Below are 19,405 nucleotides of genomic sequence, written 5' to 3'. Positions count from 1 at the left end.
TTGTGGCAGTTGTGGAATTTGAACCAGAAACCAGCCGGCTAAATCAATTTAAATTTTCGAAAAGAGGGAATTTTATGGCTAATAAAGATCAAGTTGCAGAGAAAAATATACTCGGTACAAATGTCATTGCTCAAATTGGAATCCTTGTTCATGATATTGAAAAAACCAGTCAAGCTTATGCTGATTTTTTTGGAGTGGAAAATCCTGGCTGGAGTCTTACCGATACGGTGGATAAAGCCGAGACTGAATATAAAGGGAACTCAACCGAAGCACGTGCCAAGCTCGCTTTCTTTGATATGGGTTCTCTTCAATTAGAATTAATTGAACCAGACCAGCATCCAAGTACATGGAGAGAATATCTCGACGAGCATGGTGAAGGTCCGCATCATATTGCGTTCATTATAAAAGGAATGAAAGAAAAAATTACTTTAATGGAAAGAAGCCAAATGCCGTTGATGCAAAAAGGCGAGTACACCGGAGGAAGGTATGCATACATGGATACCTTTAAGGATTTAAAAATTATTTTAGAGCTATTAGAAAATGATAATTAAAAGAGATTCCTTATTAAAATTTACAGGGCAGGTGTTTATAAGATGAGGATTTTGGTTACAGGCGCCAACCGAGGCTTAGGATTAGCGCTAGCTAAATTAGGGGCAGAAAAAGGCCATCATATTATTGCAGGAGTTAGAGATCCAGAACAAGGAAGAGAAAAATTATCTGATCTTGAATTCCCAAAGTCCATTAGCATTGTTCCATTAGATGTGACAAAAGAAGATTCTGTTAGACAAGCTGCCAATTTTGTAAAAGAGCAGTTTGGTACAATTGACGCTATTATTAATAATGCTGGAATCCTGCTGGGACGGGAGCAACAAATAGAAGATTTGGATCTGGATCAAGTTCAAGAGTCCTTTGATATCAATCTATTTGGGCCAATGAGAGTCGTCAAACATTTCCTGCCTTTACTGTTATTGGGCGACAGTTCATCGATCATCAATATTTCTTCTGAAGCGGGAAGTATGGAAACCGCTTATGGTGGAGATTATGCTTATGCTGCATCTAAAACAGCCCTAAATATGTTTTCTCAACAATTGAGTAAATATGTGAATGGGAATAACATTCAGGTTTACGCTGTTCATCCTGGATGGATCCAGACAGATATGGGTGGTATAAATGCCCCTGGAAATCCTGAAGATACAGCAAAGGGAATTTTTAATCTTATTGAACAAAGACCGTCAATAGAAAGTAAATATGTGTTCATTGATTATAAAGGAAACCCTATGCCAATTTAATTAAACAAAATTTGTGAGGGATAGCGAATGGTAAAATTGCTGGCAATTTTAGGAGATTATTATCACCGGGCAGAGTGGGCTAAAGTGTCGCTTGAGGAGGCGGTTCGTACCACTTTGGGACGTAAAGATGTTCAACTCATTTTTGGTTCCTATGAAACATTAAAAGAAGAGCTTTTAGATCAGCCAGATGGGGTCATTCTTTTTAAAGAGAATCGCTTAAACCCGACGGATGAAATCGTAAAGGATTGGATGACAGAGGAGCTTGCTTCAGAGATTACTAGATATGTAGAGAATGGCGGAGGCTGGTTGGCTTGGCACTCTGGTTTAGCATCCTATTCTTCTGAAAGCGGCTACACCAAGATGTTAAGAGGCTTATTTCTTTATCATCCAGAAAAGCATCAGATCGTAAAGTATTCTACTGTAGAAAAAGATTCATTCCTTCCTGGTCCATCTTACTTTGAATTTTCGGATGAACATTATTTCGTCCAGTGTGATGAGGCTAATACCAATGTCTTTTTACAAGCGGAATCCATTGATGGTCAAGCTGTGGCGGGGTGGTCACATTCTTTTGGAATGGGAAGGGTATGTTGTTTAACACCCGCTCATACCAAACAAGGTCTGTTGAATCAAGAATTTTTGAACGTTTTGGGAAGCTGCATCAATTGGATTACTTCTAAGTAAGTTTGCTAAAAATTAGTTGAAAAGTGACTTAGGGCAAGTAGTATTCGCTTGAATTTTTTGGTATGTCAAGTTAATTGATATGGAGGAAAAATGAATGAGGCTTGAAGCAGCTCAGAAACTATTATTTATTGGTGATTCCGTAACGGATTGTGAGAGAGCGAACCCTGAAGGAGAAGGGTTATTTGGTGCCTTAGGGAAAGGTTATGTGGCAAATGTGGATGCACTTCTGCAGGCCGTATATCCAGAATTGGGCATCCGGGTGGTGAACAAAGGAATCAGCGGGAATACCGTTCGTGATTTAAAGCACAGATGGCAGGAGGATGTCCTTGATCAAAAACCCGACTGGTTATCGATTATGATCGGTATCAACGATGTTTGGCGGCAGTATGATACCCCATTTATTAAAGAATGGCATGTCTATGCTGACGAATACGAGGAAACACTTCGTAAGCTTGTGACAGAAATGAAGCCACTCACAAAGGGACTTGTCCTTATGACTCCATTTTACTTGGAAACCAATGAACAGGACAAGATGCGCAAAACGATGGACCAATATGGACAAATCGTTCAAAAAATTGCCGAAGAGACTGGCTGTTTATTTGTAGATACACAAGCTGCTTTTAATGAACTATTAGAGGAGCTCTATCCGGCGACCATTGCCTGGGACCGGGTTCATCCTTCCGCTGCTGGGCACATGGTATTGGCCAGGGCATTCTTGCAGGAAATCGGTTTTCAGTGGGACCGTATTTAATTTATTTATTGGAGATGATGACATGAATTATCGGGAATTAGGAAATACAGGAATCAAAATCAGTGAAGTAAGCTTTGGAACATGGGCGATCGGCGGGTCATGGGGCAAGACAAGCGACGAAGAGGCCTTGAAATCATTGAATTATGCAATTGGGCAAGGTGTAAACTTCTTTGATACAGCCGATGTTTATGGGGACGGCCATAGTGAAGAGCTATTGGCCAAAGCTACAAAGGGTCGTGAGGATCAAATCCATATCGCAACTAAGTTTTGCCGGCAGGGAGATATCTTTGATCCAAAAAACTACAGCTATGAAAAGGTAAGTGCTTATTGCGAGGACAGTCTCCGCCGCTTGAAGCGGGAAGCAATCGATTTGTATCAAATTCATTGCCCGGCAACTGAAATATTGCGGGATGGCAGTGTATTTGAAGTACTTGACCGATTGAAGCAAGAAGGGAAAATCAAGCAATACGGGGTTAGTGTGGAAACCGTCGAAGAAGGCTTAATTTGTTTGGAAAACCCAAATGTAAAAAGCCTTCAGATTATTTTTAATATCTTTAGGCAGAAGCCATTAGAGAATTTAATCCCTGAGGCCTATCAAAAAGGCGTAGGGCTTCTCGTTAGATTACCACTGGCAAGCGGACTGCTTACGGGGAAATTCGCAAATAATCATCAATTTGAAGCGGATGACCATCGCTGTTTTAATGAAAATGGAGAGGCCTTCAATGTAGGAGAAACTTTTGCAGGGCTTGGCTTTCAAAAGGGTGTGGAATTAGCTGATCAGCTTAAATGGATTTCAGAGGGACGGAATTCTATGGCAAGTGCGGCCCTTCGCTGGATTTTGGACCATAAGGAGATTACTTGCATTATTCCGGGCTTTAAAAATGTAAAACAAGTCGAGGATAATCTATTAGCACTGGAAACAAAGTCATTTTCTGAAGAGGAAAAACATAATCTCCAAAACTTTTATCAGGAAAAAGTACAGAGTTATATTAGAGGACCTTATTAAAAACCTATTAGCCCCAAGTGTTCTGACCTCCACTAGGGGCTTCCTTAGTGTGTAATTGTGATTGACAAAACTTAAACTAGGAGTGAGTCCCATTGGCAGAGGTTACTATGATTAACGAAGTTTCTACATCGCAAAAGGCAGTTGCTATTACGTTCGATGATGGTCCGAATCCGATTTATACACCGGAAGTGTTGGATATTTTTGCAAAGGCAGAAGGAAAAGCAACGTTTTTTATGATTGGTGAACAAATGGAGAGATATCCCGAAATAGTAAAAGAAGTGGCGGAACAAGGGCATGAAATCGGCAATCATACGTTTTCACATCCTAAATTATCGGAGTTAAGTCCTGCTGACTGCTTATCGGAAATTGAACGAAATGAGGAAATTATCCAAGAATTGACTGGACAACTCCCCGTTGTCTTCCGGCCTCCATATCTAGACTATAATAATGATACGATCTCAATCCTAAAGGATAAGGGATATCCAATGATTGGAGCATTAAATATGGAGGCTCAGGACTGGGAACAGCCTGGAGTGGAACATATTCTATCAGCCTCAAAAAAATGTGTGAGGAATGGTAGTATTTTAATTTTCCATGACGGCTTTGGAGATCGTTCTCAAACGATACAAGCGGTTAAGAAGCTTGTCTTCGAGCTTAAATCTGAAGGTTATCAGCTTCTAACCGTAAGTGAATTATTAAACTTAGACTAGGTAAATTTATAGTAAAAAGGGGTCGGAAAATTACTAAATTTTGCTGGTCCTTTTTTTTGCTGTTTTCACTTATTTTTATACTAAAATAAGTTATGATTATAGTATAAATGAATATTGGTAGAAGGTGGCCAAATGCTTTCAAAGTTGCAGAGATGGAATACAATGAGAAATCAAATTTTAGTCGTCTTTTTAATAGTCATGGCTATTGTTTTATTAATCGTTGGCAGTTTAACTTTTAATCAAGTTTCCAATATGCTGAACAATAATGGAGAAAAGCAAATCCAGCAAACAGCCATTGAGGCAAATGGAAGATTGGAATCACTATATGAACAAGTCAATACGGCCTCAAAGCTTGTTATGACAAATGATAAAATTCAGGGGATTTTATCAAAAGCCTATTTAGACAGAAAAGTAAGTTTTTCTGATCTTCAAGAAGCAAAAGGAACGGTTAATACCATTCAAGCTAATACGGAAGGAATCTTCTCATTCGAGATTTTTACGAAAAATCAGAATCGCTTGTTACCAAACGACGACTCCAAGTTAACTTCTCGCATTGGCAAGCGGTGGATCACGCAGGCCGATGAAGCAAAGGGCCGTTTGGTTTGGATAGGGGAAGATCCTCATAATTCTGATTATATTTTAGCACTTAGACAAGTGAATCTCATGGGGAATGACTATGGGAAGGGTGGTTATCTCCTTATTAGGGTTTATCAAAACTATTTTCAATTTGCAAACCAAGACAATAATGGTATCAATCAATATTCTATTTTACTAGACAAGGATTTAAAGCCCATTTTGTCAAACTATTCTGGTTCGCCTGCCCCGATTATAAACAATGATAAATCAATTATTTCCATAGACCATAAGGATTATATGGTTACAAAACAAGCTTCGAAAAATACCGGATGGACGCTTATTATCTTAACTCCTGTTAAAGCGCTTACTAAAGGGATTAATGTTTTGAGAATGGGGATTATGCTTTCCGGAATTATAGGGCTTTTTATCTTTTTTATCAGTTCATTATTTCTATCAACCATCATTACAAGACCTATTATTAAACTGACAAAAACAATGCAAAAAGCAAGCGAAGGTTCTTTATCTTTGAATCCTTATGTTCCATCTGTTAATGAAATCAACGAATTGAACAGTACCTATAATCAGCTTGTTAAGGAAACCAATCATCTCATAAAAATGGTTTATCAAAAAGAAATTATTCGCAGTCAAAGTGAACTAAAGGCACTGCAGGCACAGATCAATCCCCATTTTCTTTTTAATACATTAGACGCCCTCAGATGGTCACTTGATGATAAAGAAGAAGAGGAACTTGCCGATCTTGTCATTGCGATGTCCAACTTATTTCGTTATACCATTACTAAACAATCCGATAGTGATTGGGTATCCATCAAAGAAGAAATCAAACATATTGAAGATTATTTGGATATTATGAAAATGCGTTTTGGAGACCAGTTAAATTGGAAATTGGATGTTGCTTCAGAGTGGGATAAGGTAAAGATACCAAAATTATTAATACAGCCTTTGGTGGAGAATGCTGTCCTTCATGGGGCTGGGAATACGGTCAAGCCATGTACGGTTACTGTATCGATTCAGCCTTCAGCCGATACTCGGTACCTCGAAATACTTGTACATGATGATGGCCCTGGAATGAATCAGGAAAAGTTAGATGTTGTAAGACAGTCCATGACGGAAGGAGGAGGCCCTTCCTTAAAAGGAAATGGGATGGCAATCTCCAATGTTTTTAAACGTCTTCTATTATACTATCATGCTCATTTAAAAAGGGGCTTGACGATCTCAAGTGAGTTAAATAATGGTACAACGATTTCTTTTGAAATTCCCGTAAATATGGAGGAGACCCAAGTTGTATAGACGAACCATTTTAATAGTTGATGATGAACCAAGAACCCGGCAAGGACTTAAGAAGACATTGGATACATGGGCAAATGGGGAATACCAAATAATTACTGCTGCTAATGCGGAAGAAACAATCGAAATCATGCGTCAGCATAAGATTGATATCCTCTTAACAGACATTCGTATGCCGGAAATGACTGGTTTAGAGCTGTTAAAAGTAATCAAAGAGCAAAACATGTCACCTGTCATTATTGTTATTTCTGCGTATTCAGAATTCGAATATGCCCATGAGGCTCTTCGGCTCGGGGTTATTAACTATTTATTAAAACCAATTAGTAAAAAAAATCTAATTGAAGCAGTGGAGGATGCCGCGAAGGCTGTGGAGAAAAAAGAACGGGCAGGAATGATTGAAAAAGTGGTGGATATTAAACTTGTTGATGTAAACACCCAAAATCCTTCCAATCGGCTGCCAATCCGTGAAGCGCTCGATTATATTAATCAACATCTGAAAAATGAACTTTCCCAAAAGGAAGTTGCAGACCATGTTCATTTAAATCCAAGTTATTTAAGTGTTTTATTTAAGGACCATGTTAAACTGACTTTCAGTGAATATGTAACAAGAAGGAGGATCCAGCGCGCCAAGGAATTATTAATGTCGACTAATCTTCCGATTGCTGATATTGCAGAGGAATCTGGTTACAAAACGGCAAAATATTTTATTAAGATTTTTAAGGAAATGGAAGGAGAAACACCTAGCGCCTATCGTAAAAATAATAATGAAAAGGCTGTCCAATAATTGGGGTTCTCTTTCCTAAGACCTATTTTACAACGATCTGAATACTAACCTATCAATCTAAACAACTAAGATAATAATAGGTCATCGGAGGAATATCCCTTGTCTAAAAAGAAAATGATTTCAGTATTGGTATTCATGGTCCTTTTTGCTGCAATAGCTGCTGGCTGTTCTTCATCAAGTTCGTCTGGTGATGTAGTAGCTCTAAACGACAGCAAGAAAGTGATTCATTTCATGCATATATGGCCGGAAAGCAGTTCGAATTCTCAGTATTTAATCATGAAAAGTATCATTTCGGATTACGAAAGACAACATCCAGATGTAAAAATTGAAACAGAAATTGTTAACTCTGATCAATATAAGGACAAGCTTAAAGTTTTAGCTACAGCAAATGAGTTACCAGACATTGGGATGACTTGGTCAGATGGATTTATTAGGCCGTACGTAAATGGTGACATGTTAGAGCCGTTAGACGATATCGTTAATAACGATCCAGCACTTAGAGATGCATTCATCCCAGGCGTAAAGGAGTCCTATGCAGTTAATGGAAAAACGTATGGTTTGCCCTTAGAATTGAACACTTCATATGTTTTTTACAATAAGGAAATTTTCAAGAAATATAACCTTGAAGTTCCTAAAACTTTCGAAGAGTATAAAAACGTCGTGAAAACACTAGCGGAAAATGGAGTGATCCCTGCTACTGTAGGTGCAAAGGATGGTTGGCCAGCATCCTTCTGGTTTATGTATCTAGCTGACCGTATTGGCGGACCGACTATTTTAACCGATGTTATTCATGGAAAAGCAAAAATGGATGACCCTGCACTTTTAAAAGCAGCACAAGAAGTTCAAAATTTAGTTAATATGGGTGGTTTTGTAAAAGAGGCAAGCACATTATCATATGAGGATTCCGTGGATTATTTTATGTTTGAAAAAGCGGCCATGTTTCTAACTGGACTTTGGCAATTGCCGGCATTCACAACAAGCCCTGATGTACCACATGAGTTTAAAGATAAAATTGGCTACTTCAAATTCCCGCTTTACGAAGGCGGTAAAGGCACCGATATCAACAGTTATGTAGGGGGTCCCGGTGTAGGGTTATTTGTAGCGAAAGACTCAAAGGTTAAAAAAGTAGCAAAAGATTTTGTTGGATTTTTAGTAAAAGAATGGGGCAAAAAATCAGTGACGGATGCAGGTATCATCCCGGCAACAAAAGTGGATACATCCAATTTGAAACTTTCACCAATGTATATGGATATATTAAAGGATTTGAACGAAGCTTCCAATGTTACTACTTATTTCGATACTCAATCCAGCCCGGCTGTATCCGAATTACACCATGAATTACTTACGGCTTTATTCGGAAAACAAGTAACCCCAAAAGATTTCGTTAAACAACAAGCAGACGCATTAGCAGAAGAACACAAGTAAAAGAAGTTTCAATCATTTGCTTAACACAGGCTCCCAGTTATTTTTGCTGGGAGTTTTTTGTTTACACCCATTATACATGTCCTGCTCCAGCGCCCTAGCGGCTAGTGTCCTTCGCGCTCCGCCCTACGATAAGTCAACATCGAATCGCTTTCGCTCTTCGTGTTTCCTTTATCTCAGTTGGAGCACTCCAGGCCATACGCCGCTGACCAGGGCGCATGCGCTTTTCTTATATGAAAGGGCTTTCTAAAAATAGTGGTATTTTTCCTAATCGTTGTGACCTATTTTCAAAACTATCAGAATGATATTCTATAAATGTAAACAAACACACAATAAAAGGTCATAGGGGGAATAACAATTGTTTAAAAAGAAAACGATTTCAGTCTTGATGTCCTTAGTAATGCTTGCTGCCTTAGCACTTGCTGGCTGTTCTTCATCAAGTTCTTCTGGTAAGGAAAGCGCTTCAAGCGGCGGTAAGAAAGTGATTAAATTTATGCATTTATGGCCGGAAGGCAGTTCAAATGCACAGTTTTCAATTGTAAAAAATATCATTGCTGATTATGAAAAACAGCATAAAGATGTAAAAATTGAAACAGAAATTCTAAGCCCTGATCAATACAGAGACAAGCTTAAAGTTTTAGCTTCATCCAATGAATTACCTGACATTGGGATGACATGGTCAGATGGATTTATCCAGCCTTATGTACAAGGTGACATGTTAGAGCCATTAGACGATGTCGTTAATGGAGATCCAGCTCTTAAAGATGCATTTATCCCTGGTGTAAAAGAATCGTATGCGGTTAATGGTAAAACTTATGGTTTACCATTAGAATTAAACATTTCATATGTTTTCTACAACAAAGAAATTTTCAAGAAATATAACCTTGAAGTTCCTAAAACATTTGAAGAATATAAAAATGTCGTGAAAACATTAGCAAAAAATGGAGTTACCCCTGCGACTGTAGGCGCTAAAGATGGCTGGCCAGCATCCTTCTGGTTTATGTATCTAGCAGATCGTATCGGTGGACCTACGATTTTAACAGATGTAATTCATGGAAAAGCAAAAATGACAGACCCTGCTGTTGTAAAAGCAGCTCAAGAAGTTCAAAACTTAGTAGATATGGGCGGCTTTGAAAAAGGTGCAAGCGCCTTATCAAATGAAGATGCAAAAGGTTACTTTATGAATGAAAAAGCAGCGATGTTCTTAACCGCTACTTGGGAATTACCAAACTATACAACAAGCCCTGATGTGAAACAAGAGTTTAAAGATAAGATTGGCTACTTTAAATTCCCAACTTATGAAGGCGGTAAAGGTACAGACATTAACAGTTATGTTGGCGGCCCTGGCGTTGGTTTATTCGTAGCGAAAGATTCTAAAGTGAAGAAAGAAGCAAAAGATTTTGTTGGATTCTTAGTGAAAGAATGGGGTAAAAAATCAGTTACGGATGCTGGTGTTATTCCTGCAACGAAGGTAGACACATCTAGCTTGAAACTTTCTCCAATGTACATTGATATCTTGAAGGATTTGAGTGAAGCATCCAACGTTACCACTTATTTTGATACTCAATCCAGCCCGGCTGTATCAGAGTTGCACCATGATTTAATGACCGCACTATTCGGAAAACAAATTACGCCGAAAGACTTTGCTAAACAACAGGCAGATGCTCTTGCTAAAGAACAAAAGTAAGTTAGCGTAATTCATTCTCTTAAAAATAGAGGGCATACAAAATATGCCCTCTATCTAGTTTAGACTATTCAGCTTCAGCGCTTAGGAGCGACAGGCTTAGTTCAATCCTTCAAGAAGGCTCGAATTAAGCCTGTCGCCCCAACCAAGGCGCTTACGTTTTTAATTAGAAGGGAGTATAGAAAATGAAAAACGTAATGTCAAACAAGTTAGCCATAAGCCTCTACGTACTTCCTGCCTTACTACTTATTCTTATTTTGATTTACATCCCAATCGTTCAAACAGGTTATTATGGTTTAATGGACTGGAACGGCATCGGTAAGATGAAGTTTATAGGTTTAGAGAATTACAAAAATCTAATCCATGACAAAATGTTTTGGCAAAGTACATGGCATTCCTTATTACTCGGTATTTTCTCCACAATCAGCTTGATTGGTTATTTGATTTTATCGTTAATTTTAGCAAGTAAGATTAAGGGAGCTAACTTTTTAAGGAAAATTTACTTAATCCCCATGTTGTTATCTTCTGTTGCAATAGCACAGCTATGGGCGAAGATCTTTGACCCGTCTAACGGAATGATCAATAGATTGTTAATGACATTTGGTGTTGAAAACCCACCCCTTTGGTTGGCGGATTCAAACATCGTATTATATGCGCTTTTTATCCCAATTGTTTGGCAATATGCTGGTTTTTATATCATTATTTTCTACGCGGCATTAAAGAATGTTCCTGAAGAACTGATTGAAGCAGCGAAAATTGATGGAGCCACAGCTTTTCAAATTGCTTATAAGATTAAAGTTCCGCTCATCGCAGGAGTCATCAAAGTAATGGTCATATTAGCCATCGTTGGTTCATTAAAGTATTTTGATTTAATTTTCGTCTTGACTGGCGGCGGTCCTAACCATGCGAGTGAGGTTATGGCATCCTATATGTATACAGAAGCATTCACAAAATATAACTTTGGTTACGGAAGTGCCATCGGGTTTGGTTTACTTGTTATCTGTATGCTGATGACCTGGTTAATTCAAAAACTACTTTCTACTAAAGATGTAGATTATTAAAAAAGGGGAGTGAATAAGATGAGCAAAGTTGCATATGAAAAACAAACACATTCGACCCTATCCGCTTCATATAAAACTAGTAATACGTTTGGGAAAAAGATTGGCTACGGAATTCTCTATTTTATTCTAGGAATCATTGCTATTATCCAAATTTACCCACTTATATGGTTATTCCTTTTTTCTTTAAAAACCAATCAAGAGGTCTTTGGTATGTCCCCATTCTCATTACCTCAACATCCACAATGGGGCAACTATCTAAAGGCTTGGACAGCCGGGCACATAGGCTCCTACTTTTTTAATAGTGTGATTTACACCGTAGTAGCAGTTGTGCTGACAGTAATTCTTGCCAGCTTTGTGACATTCGCGATTACAAGAATGCAATGGAAACTTAGCGGGTTAGTTCTAGGGTTATTTATGGCGGGATATATGATTCCACTTCACTCAACATTGATTCCGCTATTTAATACCTTTAAATCAGTCCATTTAATCGATAATCCTATTTCAGTCATATTATCGTATGTAGCTTTCAACTTACCGATCACGATCATGATCCTAAGCGGATTTTACAAATCCCTTCCAAGAGAGGTAGAAGAAGCAGCAGTAATTGATGGCTGTTCGATTCATCGTATATTTTTCCAAATAACACTGCCAATGACTGTACCAGTACTTTCAACAACGGTGATCATTAACATGATTTACAACTGGAACGAATTCGTGTTCGTTAATACATTCTTAAGTTCTGATAAATGGAAAACCATCACGGTTGGGGTTAATAACTTTGTCGGACAGTATTTAACAGATTGGGGAGCGATTGGTGCGACATTAATGATTAGTATTATTCCGGTTCTTATTGCTTTCTTTATTCTTAGTGATCGAATTGTGGAAGGTATTGCCGCTGGATCAGTTAAAGGATAATAATAAGTTACCAAAAAGAAGCTGATCCAAGCCAAGGATCAGCTTCTTTTTTACAGAAAAAGATGTGCAGAAACTGTAGTTTGGCTTGGAAAATTAACATCACAAAGCCTCCCCTTTACCCCTAACTTAATCTGCTGGTTTTTATTTAATATTTTTGTGCAAATGCACAAAAATATTGGTTGCTTCGACTATACCAAAATAACAGTCAATAGATTAATATTCTAAATAGAAAGCGCTTTACTGATTTTGTTAAACGTCTATTAAGGAAAGGGGGAGGAATCATGGACAAAGATTTTGTCATCGTATTGGCACCAGATTCATTTAAGGAAAGTATGACAGCAAAAGAAGCATGTAAAGCAATGGAAAGAGGAATCAAGAAAGTAAATCATTGGATTACGTGCATTCAAGTTCCAATGGCGGATGGTGGAGAAGGCACGATGCAATCGCTGGTTGATGCTACCTGCGGTGAAATTTATACGGAAAAGGTTATTGGTCCGCTAGGAAATGAAGTTGATGCTCTCTATGGGATTTTAGGAGACGGTCAAACAGGGATCATTGAAATGGCTAGTGCAAGTGGACTTCATTTAGTACCAAAGGAAAAAAGAAATCCGCTTGTTACCACCACCTACGGTACAGGTCAATTAATAAAAGCCTGTTTAGATCAGGGGATAAAAAAGCTTTTAATTGGTATCGGCGGAAGCGCTACAAATGATGGCGGAGCTGGAGTATTACAGGCTCTAGGCGGAAAACTGCTGGATGTAAATGGAGAAGAGCTGAGCTTTGGCGGAGGAGAGTTAGGCCGCTTGGCAAGAATCGATCTTACCCATTTGGATTCACGGATTAAGGATATTAGCCTTGAAGTAGCCTGTGATGTTAATAACCCACTTTGTGGTGAATACGGGGCATCCTTTGTGTTTGGACCACAAAAAGGTGCAACACCAGAGATGATTGAACTATTAGACAAAAACTTAATGAATTACGCAAATATTATAAAAGCGCAATTTAATTTAGACCTCCTCGATGTACCTGGAGCTGGCGCAGCAGGCGGCTTGGGTGCTGGACTCATGATGTTCTTAAATGGAACTTTAAAAAAAGGTATTGATATGGTTATTGAATATGCGTCGCTGGAAGAGAAAGTCATGGATGCTGATATGGTCTGGACTGGTGAAGGCAGTATAGATTTCCAAACCCAATTTGGAAAAACTCCTTTTGGGGTGGCTTCACTTGCTAAGAAATATCATAAGCCAGTGGTGGCATTCGCAGGAAAAGTCGGTGAAAATATCGATTCCTTGTATGAGAAAATTGATTCGATTTTCAGCATTATGCAAGGAGTTTGTTCTCTAGAGGAAGCATTGGCAAATGGTCAGCAAAACCTGAAAAGAGCCTCTGAAAATACAATAAGATTAATGAGTTTGGTGAGATAAATGTGATTGAATCAGGGGCCATAATATGAGTTCTGCCCTATTTATTAAATGGTTTAATGGGATTAAACTAATATTGAATAGCTGGTAAGAAAAGGTGATGTCATGAAATTATCGAAGCCAATAGCTGAGAAAGTCACAAAGGAAATGATGAAAATCATACCCTATAACATTAATCTGATGGATGAAAGAGGGATGATTATTGGGAGTGGAGATAAGCAAAGGATAGGATCCTTACATAAGGGGGCATCGAAGGTCATTGAGCAAAAGAGCAACAATGAGATTTATACCGAAGGCGACGGAATGAGGCCTGGTGTCAATGAACCTATTATTATTAACGGTGAGATAATTGGGGTTATTGGGATTACGGGGCATCCGGATGAAGTGAGGCCATTTAGTAAGCTTGTTGGGGCAACAGCAAAACTGCTAATTGAACAGGAGAGCATAAATAAGAAAGCACAAAATGATAGAATCAAGCGTGAGACATTTTATCATGAATTATCCTATCGAAAAGCAAGCTATGATGATGAATTTTTACAACAAGGAAAAATGTATGGTATTGACCTTACAAGAAAATGTCAAGCCATATTAATTAAAGGAAATTTACATTCAAAAGGCATGATGGAATTTTTTGATGGGTTTAGGCATTTTCTCACCATTGACAATAGTAAGAGAGTCTTGTTTATCACAGAAACTAACAGCTTTAAGGAAGCAGTAACTCATTTATTAGTCAGTAAGGAAATCGAAAAAGTAGCGATAGGTGAAAGCGAGGAATTTGCCGCCAGTTCACTAGAACAAGCCGCCAATGCATTTTCAGTTGGTGTGAAAATAAGACCCTCAGAAAAGGTCTATTATTATAATCATTTAAAGTTATTTATACATCTGGCTTTGGATAACAGGGATTATCATCCTTCTATCTTGTCGGCATTAGAAAGTTCAGGAATCCATCAGGAGTTGTTCCATACCTTACAAGTATATATGGAGGAAAATGGAGATAGTAACAATACGGCTAATAAACTGAAAATTCATAGAAATACATTGAACTATAGATTGGAAAAAATTAAAAATTTAACAGGGAAGAATCCAAAAGTCATACTAGAATTATTTGAATTAATATGTTCGATTATTTGGTCTAAGTGAATTAAGTGAAGGGTTCTTTGTCGAATCTTTGTTTGTGTGTCAAACAAACAAAGATTTCTAACTTGTAAAGGCCAAGGTTCCCACTTCATTTTATCCATAGTAAGGATTAAAAAAGGAGGATTAGAATGAATACAAATCTCGCTGAAAAAATAACAGTACTCCCAACAGGAAAAATCAGAATGAAAGAAAAAGTTGGCTATGCCACTGGGGATTTAGCTTGTAACTTCATTTATCAAACAGTAAGTAGTTATCTATTATTCTTTTATACTGATGTATTTGGAATTTCGGCCGCAGCCGCAGGGTTTATGTTCCTGATCGTTCGTATGATTGATGCAGTAGCGGATCCACTTATTGGAACATTTGTTGATAAAACAAATACGAAATATGGAAGATTTCGTCCATACCTTTTATATGGTGCCTTTCCGTTTGCTGGGGTAGCAATTCTTTGTTTTACCACTCCTGCGTTTTCTGATCCTATGAAACTAGTGTATGCCTATATTACTTATATTCTTTTATCAATCACATATTCAGTAATTAACATTCCTTATGCCGCCCTTACTTCAGCGATTACCCAAGATAACAAAGAGGTTGTCAGTTTAACCTCCGTTAGAATGTTATTCTCAAATACTGGTGGCTTAATTGTTTCCTTTGGAGTACCGCTTTTAGCCGGACTTTTTACAAATGCAACTGGAAAAACAAGTACTGGATGGCAAATTACCATGTCAATCATGGGAGTTTTAGGTGCCCTTCTATTAATTTACAGCTTCATGAATACAAAAGAACGAGTACAAATTAATCACTCCAAAGATGCAAAAGTTAATTTTAAAGATATCTTTCTTCAATTAAAGGCCAATCGGCCGCTAGTCATCGTATGTTTTTTCTTTATTCTTAATTTCGGTGTTAACTCCATCGTCAACTCGGTTGGAATTTATTATGTCACTTATAACGTTGCAAGACCGGACTTAGTTAAGTGGTATGGTTTAATGGGAACGCTTCCTGCACTCATTCTTATGCCATTAATGCCAATGATGTATAAATGGATGGGGAAGAAAAAGTTACTATTTACTGCTTTATCCTTTAAGGCAATCGGCTTAATTGCTTTATTCGTTATTCCTGCATCTATGGTTCCACTTGTATTTGCAGGGCGTTTAATTGCCGCATTAGGGACCATCACGGCAGGTGCTTTTACATGGGCATTAATCCCTGAAACAATTGATTATGGTGAATATAAGACTGGCAAACGTGCAAGCGGTGTCATTTACGCGTTAGTTGGATTCTTCTTCAAGTTTGGTATGGCAATCGGAGGAATTGTCCCAGGTTTGATATTGGCCAACTTCGGTTATGTTGCCAATCAAGTACAAACCGCAACAGCTTTACATGGTATTTTGGTCACAATGACCGCAATTCCGGCAGTATTTGTTCTTATCGAGCTTGTGGCCATATACTTCTACAACTTGGATGAAAAAGAACATAAAAGAGTGCTTGCTGAACTAAAGACGAGAGGATAAGAAAATGGAAAAAATACAGAATCCAGTATTAAAAGGCTTTAATCCCGACCCGAGCATTTGCCGGGTCGGAGATGATTATTATATTGCAACATCGACATTTGATTGGTTTCCTGGCGTTCAAATCCATCATTCGAAGGATTTAGTTCATTGGCATCTTGTCTCACGACCGCTAAATCGGGTTTCACTGATTGATATGAAAGGAAATCCTAATTCCGGCGGTGTTTGGGCACCATGCTTAACATATGCTGACGGAAAGTTCTGGCTCATCTATTCGGATGTAAAAATGCATTCGGGTGCCTGGAAGGATACACATAACTACTTAACTACCTGTGAAACCATTGACGGGGAGTGGAGTGACCCTGTTTATTTAAACAGTTCAGGCTTTGACCCTTCTCTTTTCCATGATGTGGACGGTAGAAAATACATTATTAATATGTTATGGGACCAAAGAACCTATAAGCATTCCTTTGGCGGGATTGTCTTGCAGGAATACTCCCATGAGGAAAAACGATTAATCGGTAAGCCAAAAATGATTTTTGAAGGAACGGATATTCGACTTACGGAAGGGCAGCATTTATATCATATTAACGATTACTACTATCTGCTGACAGCAGAGGGAGGCACAAGATATGCTCATACAGGCACTTTAGCAAGATCCAAAAATCTAGAAGGACCTTATGAGCTGCATCCAGATCATCCTTTTCTTACTTCTTGGCACGATCCTAGAAACCCATTGCAAAAATGCGGACATGCTTCCATTGTTCACACACATACAAATGAATGGTATTTAGCCCATCTAACGGGCAGACCGCTATCTCACGAAGACAAACCTGTTTTGGATTATCGTGGATATTGTCCGCTTGGCAGAGAAACCGCCATTCAAAAACTAGAGTGGAGAGACGGCTGGCCGTATGTTGTGGGTGGAAAGCAGGGCTCTGTTGAAGTAGAAGCACCTCAAATGGAAGAAGTAAAATGGGATCGGGATTATGATATCGTGGATCACTTTGATCGCCCGGCTTTAAATCATCACTTCCAGTCCTTACGAATTCCATTAACGGAAAATATCATGTCATTGACTGACAGACCGGGACATCTGCGCCTTTATGGAAAAGAGTCGTTAACCTCCTGCTTTACTCAAGCACTGGTTGCACGACGCTGGCAGTCATTCCATTTTGACGCAAGCACATCGGTATCATTTAATCCAGATACCTTCCAGCAGGCAGCGGGCTTGGTTTGCTATTACAATACCGAGAACTGGACATCTGTTCAAATTACCTGGAATGAGGAAAAAGGCAGGATTATTGACATCGTAAGCTGTGATAACTTTACTTTCTCCCAACCGATTCAAGGGTCAGAAGTACAAATACCGGAATCGATTGAGTATGTTTATTTAAAAGTAAAAGTTAGGGAACATACCTATCAATTCGCTTATTCTTTTGAAAATGTAACGTGGACTGATCTTCCTGCCACCTTCGAATCTTACAAACTGTCAGATGAGTATGTCCGGTTAAACGGATTTACCGGGGCATTTGTAGGTATGCATTGCCAAGATACTAGTGGAGTAAGTAAACCAGCTGATTTTGACCAGTTTACTTATCTAGAACTCTAATACGTTTTTAGTGAAAGGAAGGGAATCAAAATGGAAATGCTTCAGGTAAAAGGTAGTAGAATTACGGATTCATTGGGAAATCCAATCCAACTTAGAGGTACCTGCATTGGCGGCTGGATGAATATGGAGGACTTTATTAATGGCTACACAGGAACGGAACATGCCCTTCGTCATACAGTTGCGGAAGTGATTGGAAAAGAAAAAGCTGAATTTTTATTTGATCGGCTGCTGCATTACTTCTTCGGTGAAGACGATATTGAGTTTATTAAAAGCTGGGGAGCTACCACCATTCGCATTCCTTTAAATTATCGTCATTTTGAGGATGATGAAGCCCCATTCACTTACAAGGAATCTGGATTTAACCGCTTGGACAAGATCATTTATCTCTGTGAAAAGCACGGGATTTACGTGATACTTGATCTTCATGCCGTGCAGGGGTTTCAAAATACCCACTGGCATTCAGATAATGATGTGCGTCATAGCTTTTTCTGGCATGACAAAACGTATCAAGACCGATTTATTGCTCTTTGGGAAGAGTTTGCACGCCGTTACAAAGGGAGAGCTGTAATTGCAGGATATAACGTCATGAATGAACCTTGTGTGAATACTCCGCACGGCGATTTTCCACATACATTCTTTGGGAATTATAAACCGGATTGGGAAAGGATGAATCGGGTCTACAGACGGGTAGTGGAAGCAATTCGAAATATCGATCCAGACCACATCATTTTCCTTGAGGGGGATAACTATTCCAAACTATTTGATGGCTTAGAAGCTCCGTTTGCTAAAAATTTAGTCTACAGCAGTCATAACTATACGGCGGCTGGATTTGGACCGGGACAGTACCCAGGGGTGGCCGATGCAAAAACGGCCCGCGTAGAAAGTGGCAAGTATTGGGATAAATCTGTCCAAGAGGAAGTATTTTATAACCATGAAGGCACTAAATTTGCACAGAAATATGATGTTCCTCTTTGGGTGGGGGAGTTTGGCTCTGTCTATAATGGACCAGAACAGGAGATCCCAGATCGTTTAAGTGCAATGGATGAACAAATTAGTATTTTTGAAGATTTCGGCGCACATTGGACGACTTGGACGTATAAAGATGTTGGGGTTATGGGGTTAGTGACGCTTGACCCTAATTCAGAGTATATGCAGAAGGTTTCTTCGATTTTAAAAATGAAACATGCATTAAATACGGATGATTGGATGATTTGGCTGCCTGGGTTTAAGGCAAGAGAATCAGTCGAGGAGTTAGCCAGCCATTTAGAAGAGGTTGTTAATCCTGAAATGTCTCATAGCTTTAATCTTTCCAGCATATCACAAGCCATTTTTACCATTTATGTCGGGGCTTTGATTCAGCCTGAGTATGCGAAGATTTTTAAAGATTTATCGGAAGAAGAAATCGACCTTGTGATGCAGTCATTTGCCTTTAAAAACTGTAAAATTAACGAAGGCTTGCTAAATATATTGAAAAAACATACAAACGAAAAAGTTCAGCTGGGAAATGGTTGATTTTTTGATAGATAACTGAGTATAAAGGCTG

The 19,405-nt window shown here is 38.6% G+C and carries 17 protein-coding genes; all 17 read left to right on the top strand.

The features are described 5' to 3' along the window. Positions 1-74 precede the first annotated feature (74 nt). The 17 genes from L1999_RS24355 to L1999_RS24275 all read left to right on the top strand — a co-directional run bounded on the left by L1999_RS24355 (position 75) and on the right by L1999_RS24275 (position 19,374). Positions 75-551: a VOC family protein gene (locus L1999_RS24355; protein ID WP_235740881.1), complete on the top strand. Its 477-nt coding sequence runs from the start codon at positions 75-77 to the stop codon at positions 549-551. A 42-nt stretch (positions 552-593) separates the two neighbouring features. Next, positions 594-1,289 (top strand): SDR family NAD(P)-dependent oxidoreductase, encoded by a 696-nt coding sequence (locus L1999_RS24350; protein WP_235740880.1) that lies wholly within the window; start codon positions 594-596, stop codon positions 1,287-1,289. Positions 1,290-1,316: 27 nt separating this feature from the next. Beyond that, a complete protein-coding gene (locus tag L1999_RS24345) occupies positions 1,317-1,970 on the top strand; it encodes a ThuA domain-containing protein (protein ID WP_235740879.1) in 654 nt (217 codons plus the stop codon). Positions 1,971-2,064: 94 nt separating this feature from the next. Further along, a complete protein-coding gene (locus tag L1999_RS24340; protein WP_235740878.1) occupies positions 2,065-2,721 on the top strand; it encodes an SGNH/GDSL hydrolase family protein in 657 nt (218 codons plus the stop codon). Positions 2,722-2,743: 22 nt separating this feature from the next. After that, positions 2,744-3,727, top strand: coding sequence for an aldo/keto reductase (locus L1999_RS24335; protein ID WP_235740877.1), 984 nt, complete (start codon positions 2,744-2,746; stop codon positions 3,725-3,727). Between the two features lie 107 nt (positions 3,728-3,834). Then, positions 3,835-4,437 (top strand): polysaccharide deacetylase family protein, encoded by a 603-nt coding sequence (locus tag L1999_RS24330; protein WP_235744452.1) that lies wholly within the window; start codon positions 3,835-3,837, stop codon positions 4,435-4,437. 132 nt (positions 4,438-4,569) lie between these two features. After that, complete coding sequence (locus L1999_RS24325) at positions 4,570-6,321, top strand: sensor histidine kinase (protein ID WP_235740876.1); 1,752 nt, start codon at positions 4,570-4,572, stop codon at positions 6,319-6,321. Further along, positions 6,314-7,102: a response regulator transcription factor gene (locus tag L1999_RS24320; RefSeq protein ID WP_235740875.1), complete on the top strand. Its 789-nt coding sequence runs from the start codon at positions 6,314-6,316 to the stop codon at positions 7,100-7,102. Before L1999_RS24325 ends, L1999_RS24320 begins: the two co-directional genes overlap by 8 nt. Positions 7,103-7,216: 114 nt before the next feature. Continuing rightward, positions 7,217-8,527 carry an extracellular solute-binding protein gene (locus L1999_RS24315; RefSeq protein ID WP_235744451.1) on the top strand — a complete coding sequence of 437 codons (1,311 nt, stop codon included), beginning with the start codon at positions 7,217-7,219 and terminating at the stop codon, positions 8,525-8,527. A 385-nt stretch (positions 8,528-8,912) separates the two neighbouring features. Further along, positions 8,913-10,211, top strand: coding sequence for an extracellular solute-binding protein (locus L1999_RS24310; RefSeq protein WP_215044813.1), 1,299 nt, complete (start codon positions 8,913-8,915; stop codon positions 10,209-10,211). Between the two features lie 182 nt (positions 10,212-10,393). After that, positions 10,394-11,269, top strand: coding sequence for a carbohydrate ABC transporter permease (locus L1999_RS24305; RefSeq protein WP_215044632.1), 876 nt, complete (start codon positions 10,394-10,396; stop codon positions 11,267-11,269). Between the two features lie 18 nt (positions 11,270-11,287). Beyond that, positions 11,288-12,184: a carbohydrate ABC transporter permease gene (locus L1999_RS24300; protein WP_235740874.1), complete on the top strand. Its 897-nt coding sequence runs from the start codon at positions 11,288-11,290 to the stop codon at positions 12,182-12,184. Positions 12,185-12,465: 281 nt separating this feature from the next. Next, complete coding sequence (locus tag L1999_RS24295; RefSeq protein ID WP_235740873.1) at positions 12,466-13,608, top strand: glycerate kinase family protein; 1,143 nt, start codon at positions 12,466-12,468, stop codon at positions 13,606-13,608. Positions 13,609-13,710: 102 nt separating this feature from the next. Continuing rightward, entirely contained in the window at positions 13,711-14,745 is a 1,035-nt protein-coding gene (locus L1999_RS24290) for a CdaR family transcriptional regulator (protein ID WP_235740872.1), read from the top strand. A 125-nt stretch (positions 14,746-14,870) separates the two neighbouring features. Continuing rightward, on the top strand, positions 14,871-16,253 hold the full coding sequence (locus L1999_RS24285; protein ID WP_235740871.1) for a glycoside-pentoside-hexuronide (GPH):cation symporter: 1,383 nt from the start codon (positions 14,871-14,873) through the stop codon (positions 16,251-16,253). A 4-nt stretch (positions 16,254-16,257) separates the two neighbouring features. Next, on the top strand, positions 16,258-17,862 hold the full coding sequence (locus L1999_RS24280; protein ID WP_235740870.1) for a glycoside hydrolase family 43 protein: 1,605 nt from the start codon (positions 16,258-16,260) through the stop codon (positions 17,860-17,862). A 30-nt stretch (positions 17,863-17,892) separates the two neighbouring features. Continuing rightward, positions 17,893-19,374 (top strand): glycoside hydrolase family 5 protein, encoded by a 1,482-nt coding sequence (locus tag L1999_RS24275; protein WP_235740869.1) that lies wholly within the window; start codon positions 17,893-17,895, stop codon positions 19,372-19,374. Positions 19,375-19,405 lie beyond the last annotated feature (31 nt).

Origin of the sequence: Neobacillus drentensis (assembly GCF_021560175.1) — a bacterium.
GTDB lineage: Bacteria > Bacillota > Bacilli > Bacillales > Cytobacillaceae > Neobacillus > Neobacillus drentensis_A.
The sequence above is the reverse complement of the archived record's forward strand: the minus strand, read 5'-3'. Positions and strand labels throughout refer to the sequence as shown.

Excerpts from the sequence above, each read along its gene's own strand:
- L1999_RS24345 (WP_235740879.1), top strand. The coding sequence starts at position 1,317 with ATGGTAAAATTGCTGGCAATTTTAGGAGATTATTATCACCGGGCAGAG.
- L1999_RS24295 (WP_235740873.1), top strand. The coding sequence starts at position 12,466 with ATGGACAAAGATTTTGTCATCGTATTGGCACCAGATTCATTTAAGGAA.
- L1999_RS24290 (WP_235740872.1), top strand. The coding sequence starts at position 13,711 with ATGAAATTATCGAAGCCAATAGCTGAGAAAGTCACAAAGGAAATGATG.
- L1999_RS24350 (WP_235740880.1), top strand. The coding sequence starts at position 594 with ATGAGGATTTTGGTTACAGGCGCCAACCGAGGCTTAGGATTAGCGCTA.
- L1999_RS24310 (WP_215044813.1), top strand. The coding sequence starts at position 8,913 with ATGTCCTTAGTAATGCTTGCTGCCTTAGCACTTGCTGGCTGTTCTTCA.
- L1999_RS24315 (WP_235744451.1), top strand. The coding sequence starts at position 7,217 with ATGATTTCAGTATTGGTATTCATGGTCCTTTTTGCTGCAATAGCTGCT.
- L1999_RS24300 (WP_235740874.1), top strand. The coding sequence starts at position 11,288 with ATGAGCAAAGTTGCATATGAAAAACAAACACATTCGACCCTATCCGCT.
- L1999_RS24355 (WP_235740881.1), top strand. The coding sequence starts at position 75 with ATGGCTAATAAAGATCAAGTTGCAGAGAAAAATATACTCGGTACAAAT.
- L1999_RS24325 (WP_235740876.1), top strand. The coding sequence starts at position 4,570 with ATGCTTTCAAAGTTGCAGAGATGGAATACAATGAGAAATCAAATTTTA.
- L1999_RS24330 (WP_235744452.1), top strand. The coding sequence starts at position 3,835 with ATGATTAACGAAGTTTCTACATCGCAAAAGGCAGTTGCTATTACGTTC.
- L1999_RS24335 (WP_235740877.1), top strand. The coding sequence starts at position 2,744 with ATGAATTATCGGGAATTAGGAAATACAGGAATCAAAATCAGTGAAGTA.
- L1999_RS24280 (WP_235740870.1), top strand. The coding sequence starts at position 16,258 with ATGGAAAAAATACAGAATCCAGTATTAAAAGGCTTTAATCCCGACCCG.
- L1999_RS24305 (WP_215044632.1), top strand. The coding sequence starts at position 10,394 with ATGAAAAACGTAATGTCAAACAAGTTAGCCATAAGCCTCTACGTACTT.
- L1999_RS24285 (WP_235740871.1), top strand. The coding sequence starts at position 14,871 with ATGAATACAAATCTCGCTGAAAAAATAACAGTACTCCCAACAGGAAAA.
- L1999_RS24275 (WP_235740869.1), top strand. The coding sequence starts at position 17,893 with ATGGAAATGCTTCAGGTAAAAGGTAGTAGAATTACGGATTCATTGGGA.
- L1999_RS24340 (WP_235740878.1), top strand. The coding sequence starts at position 2,065 with ATGAGGCTTGAAGCAGCTCAGAAACTATTATTTATTGGTGATTCCGTA.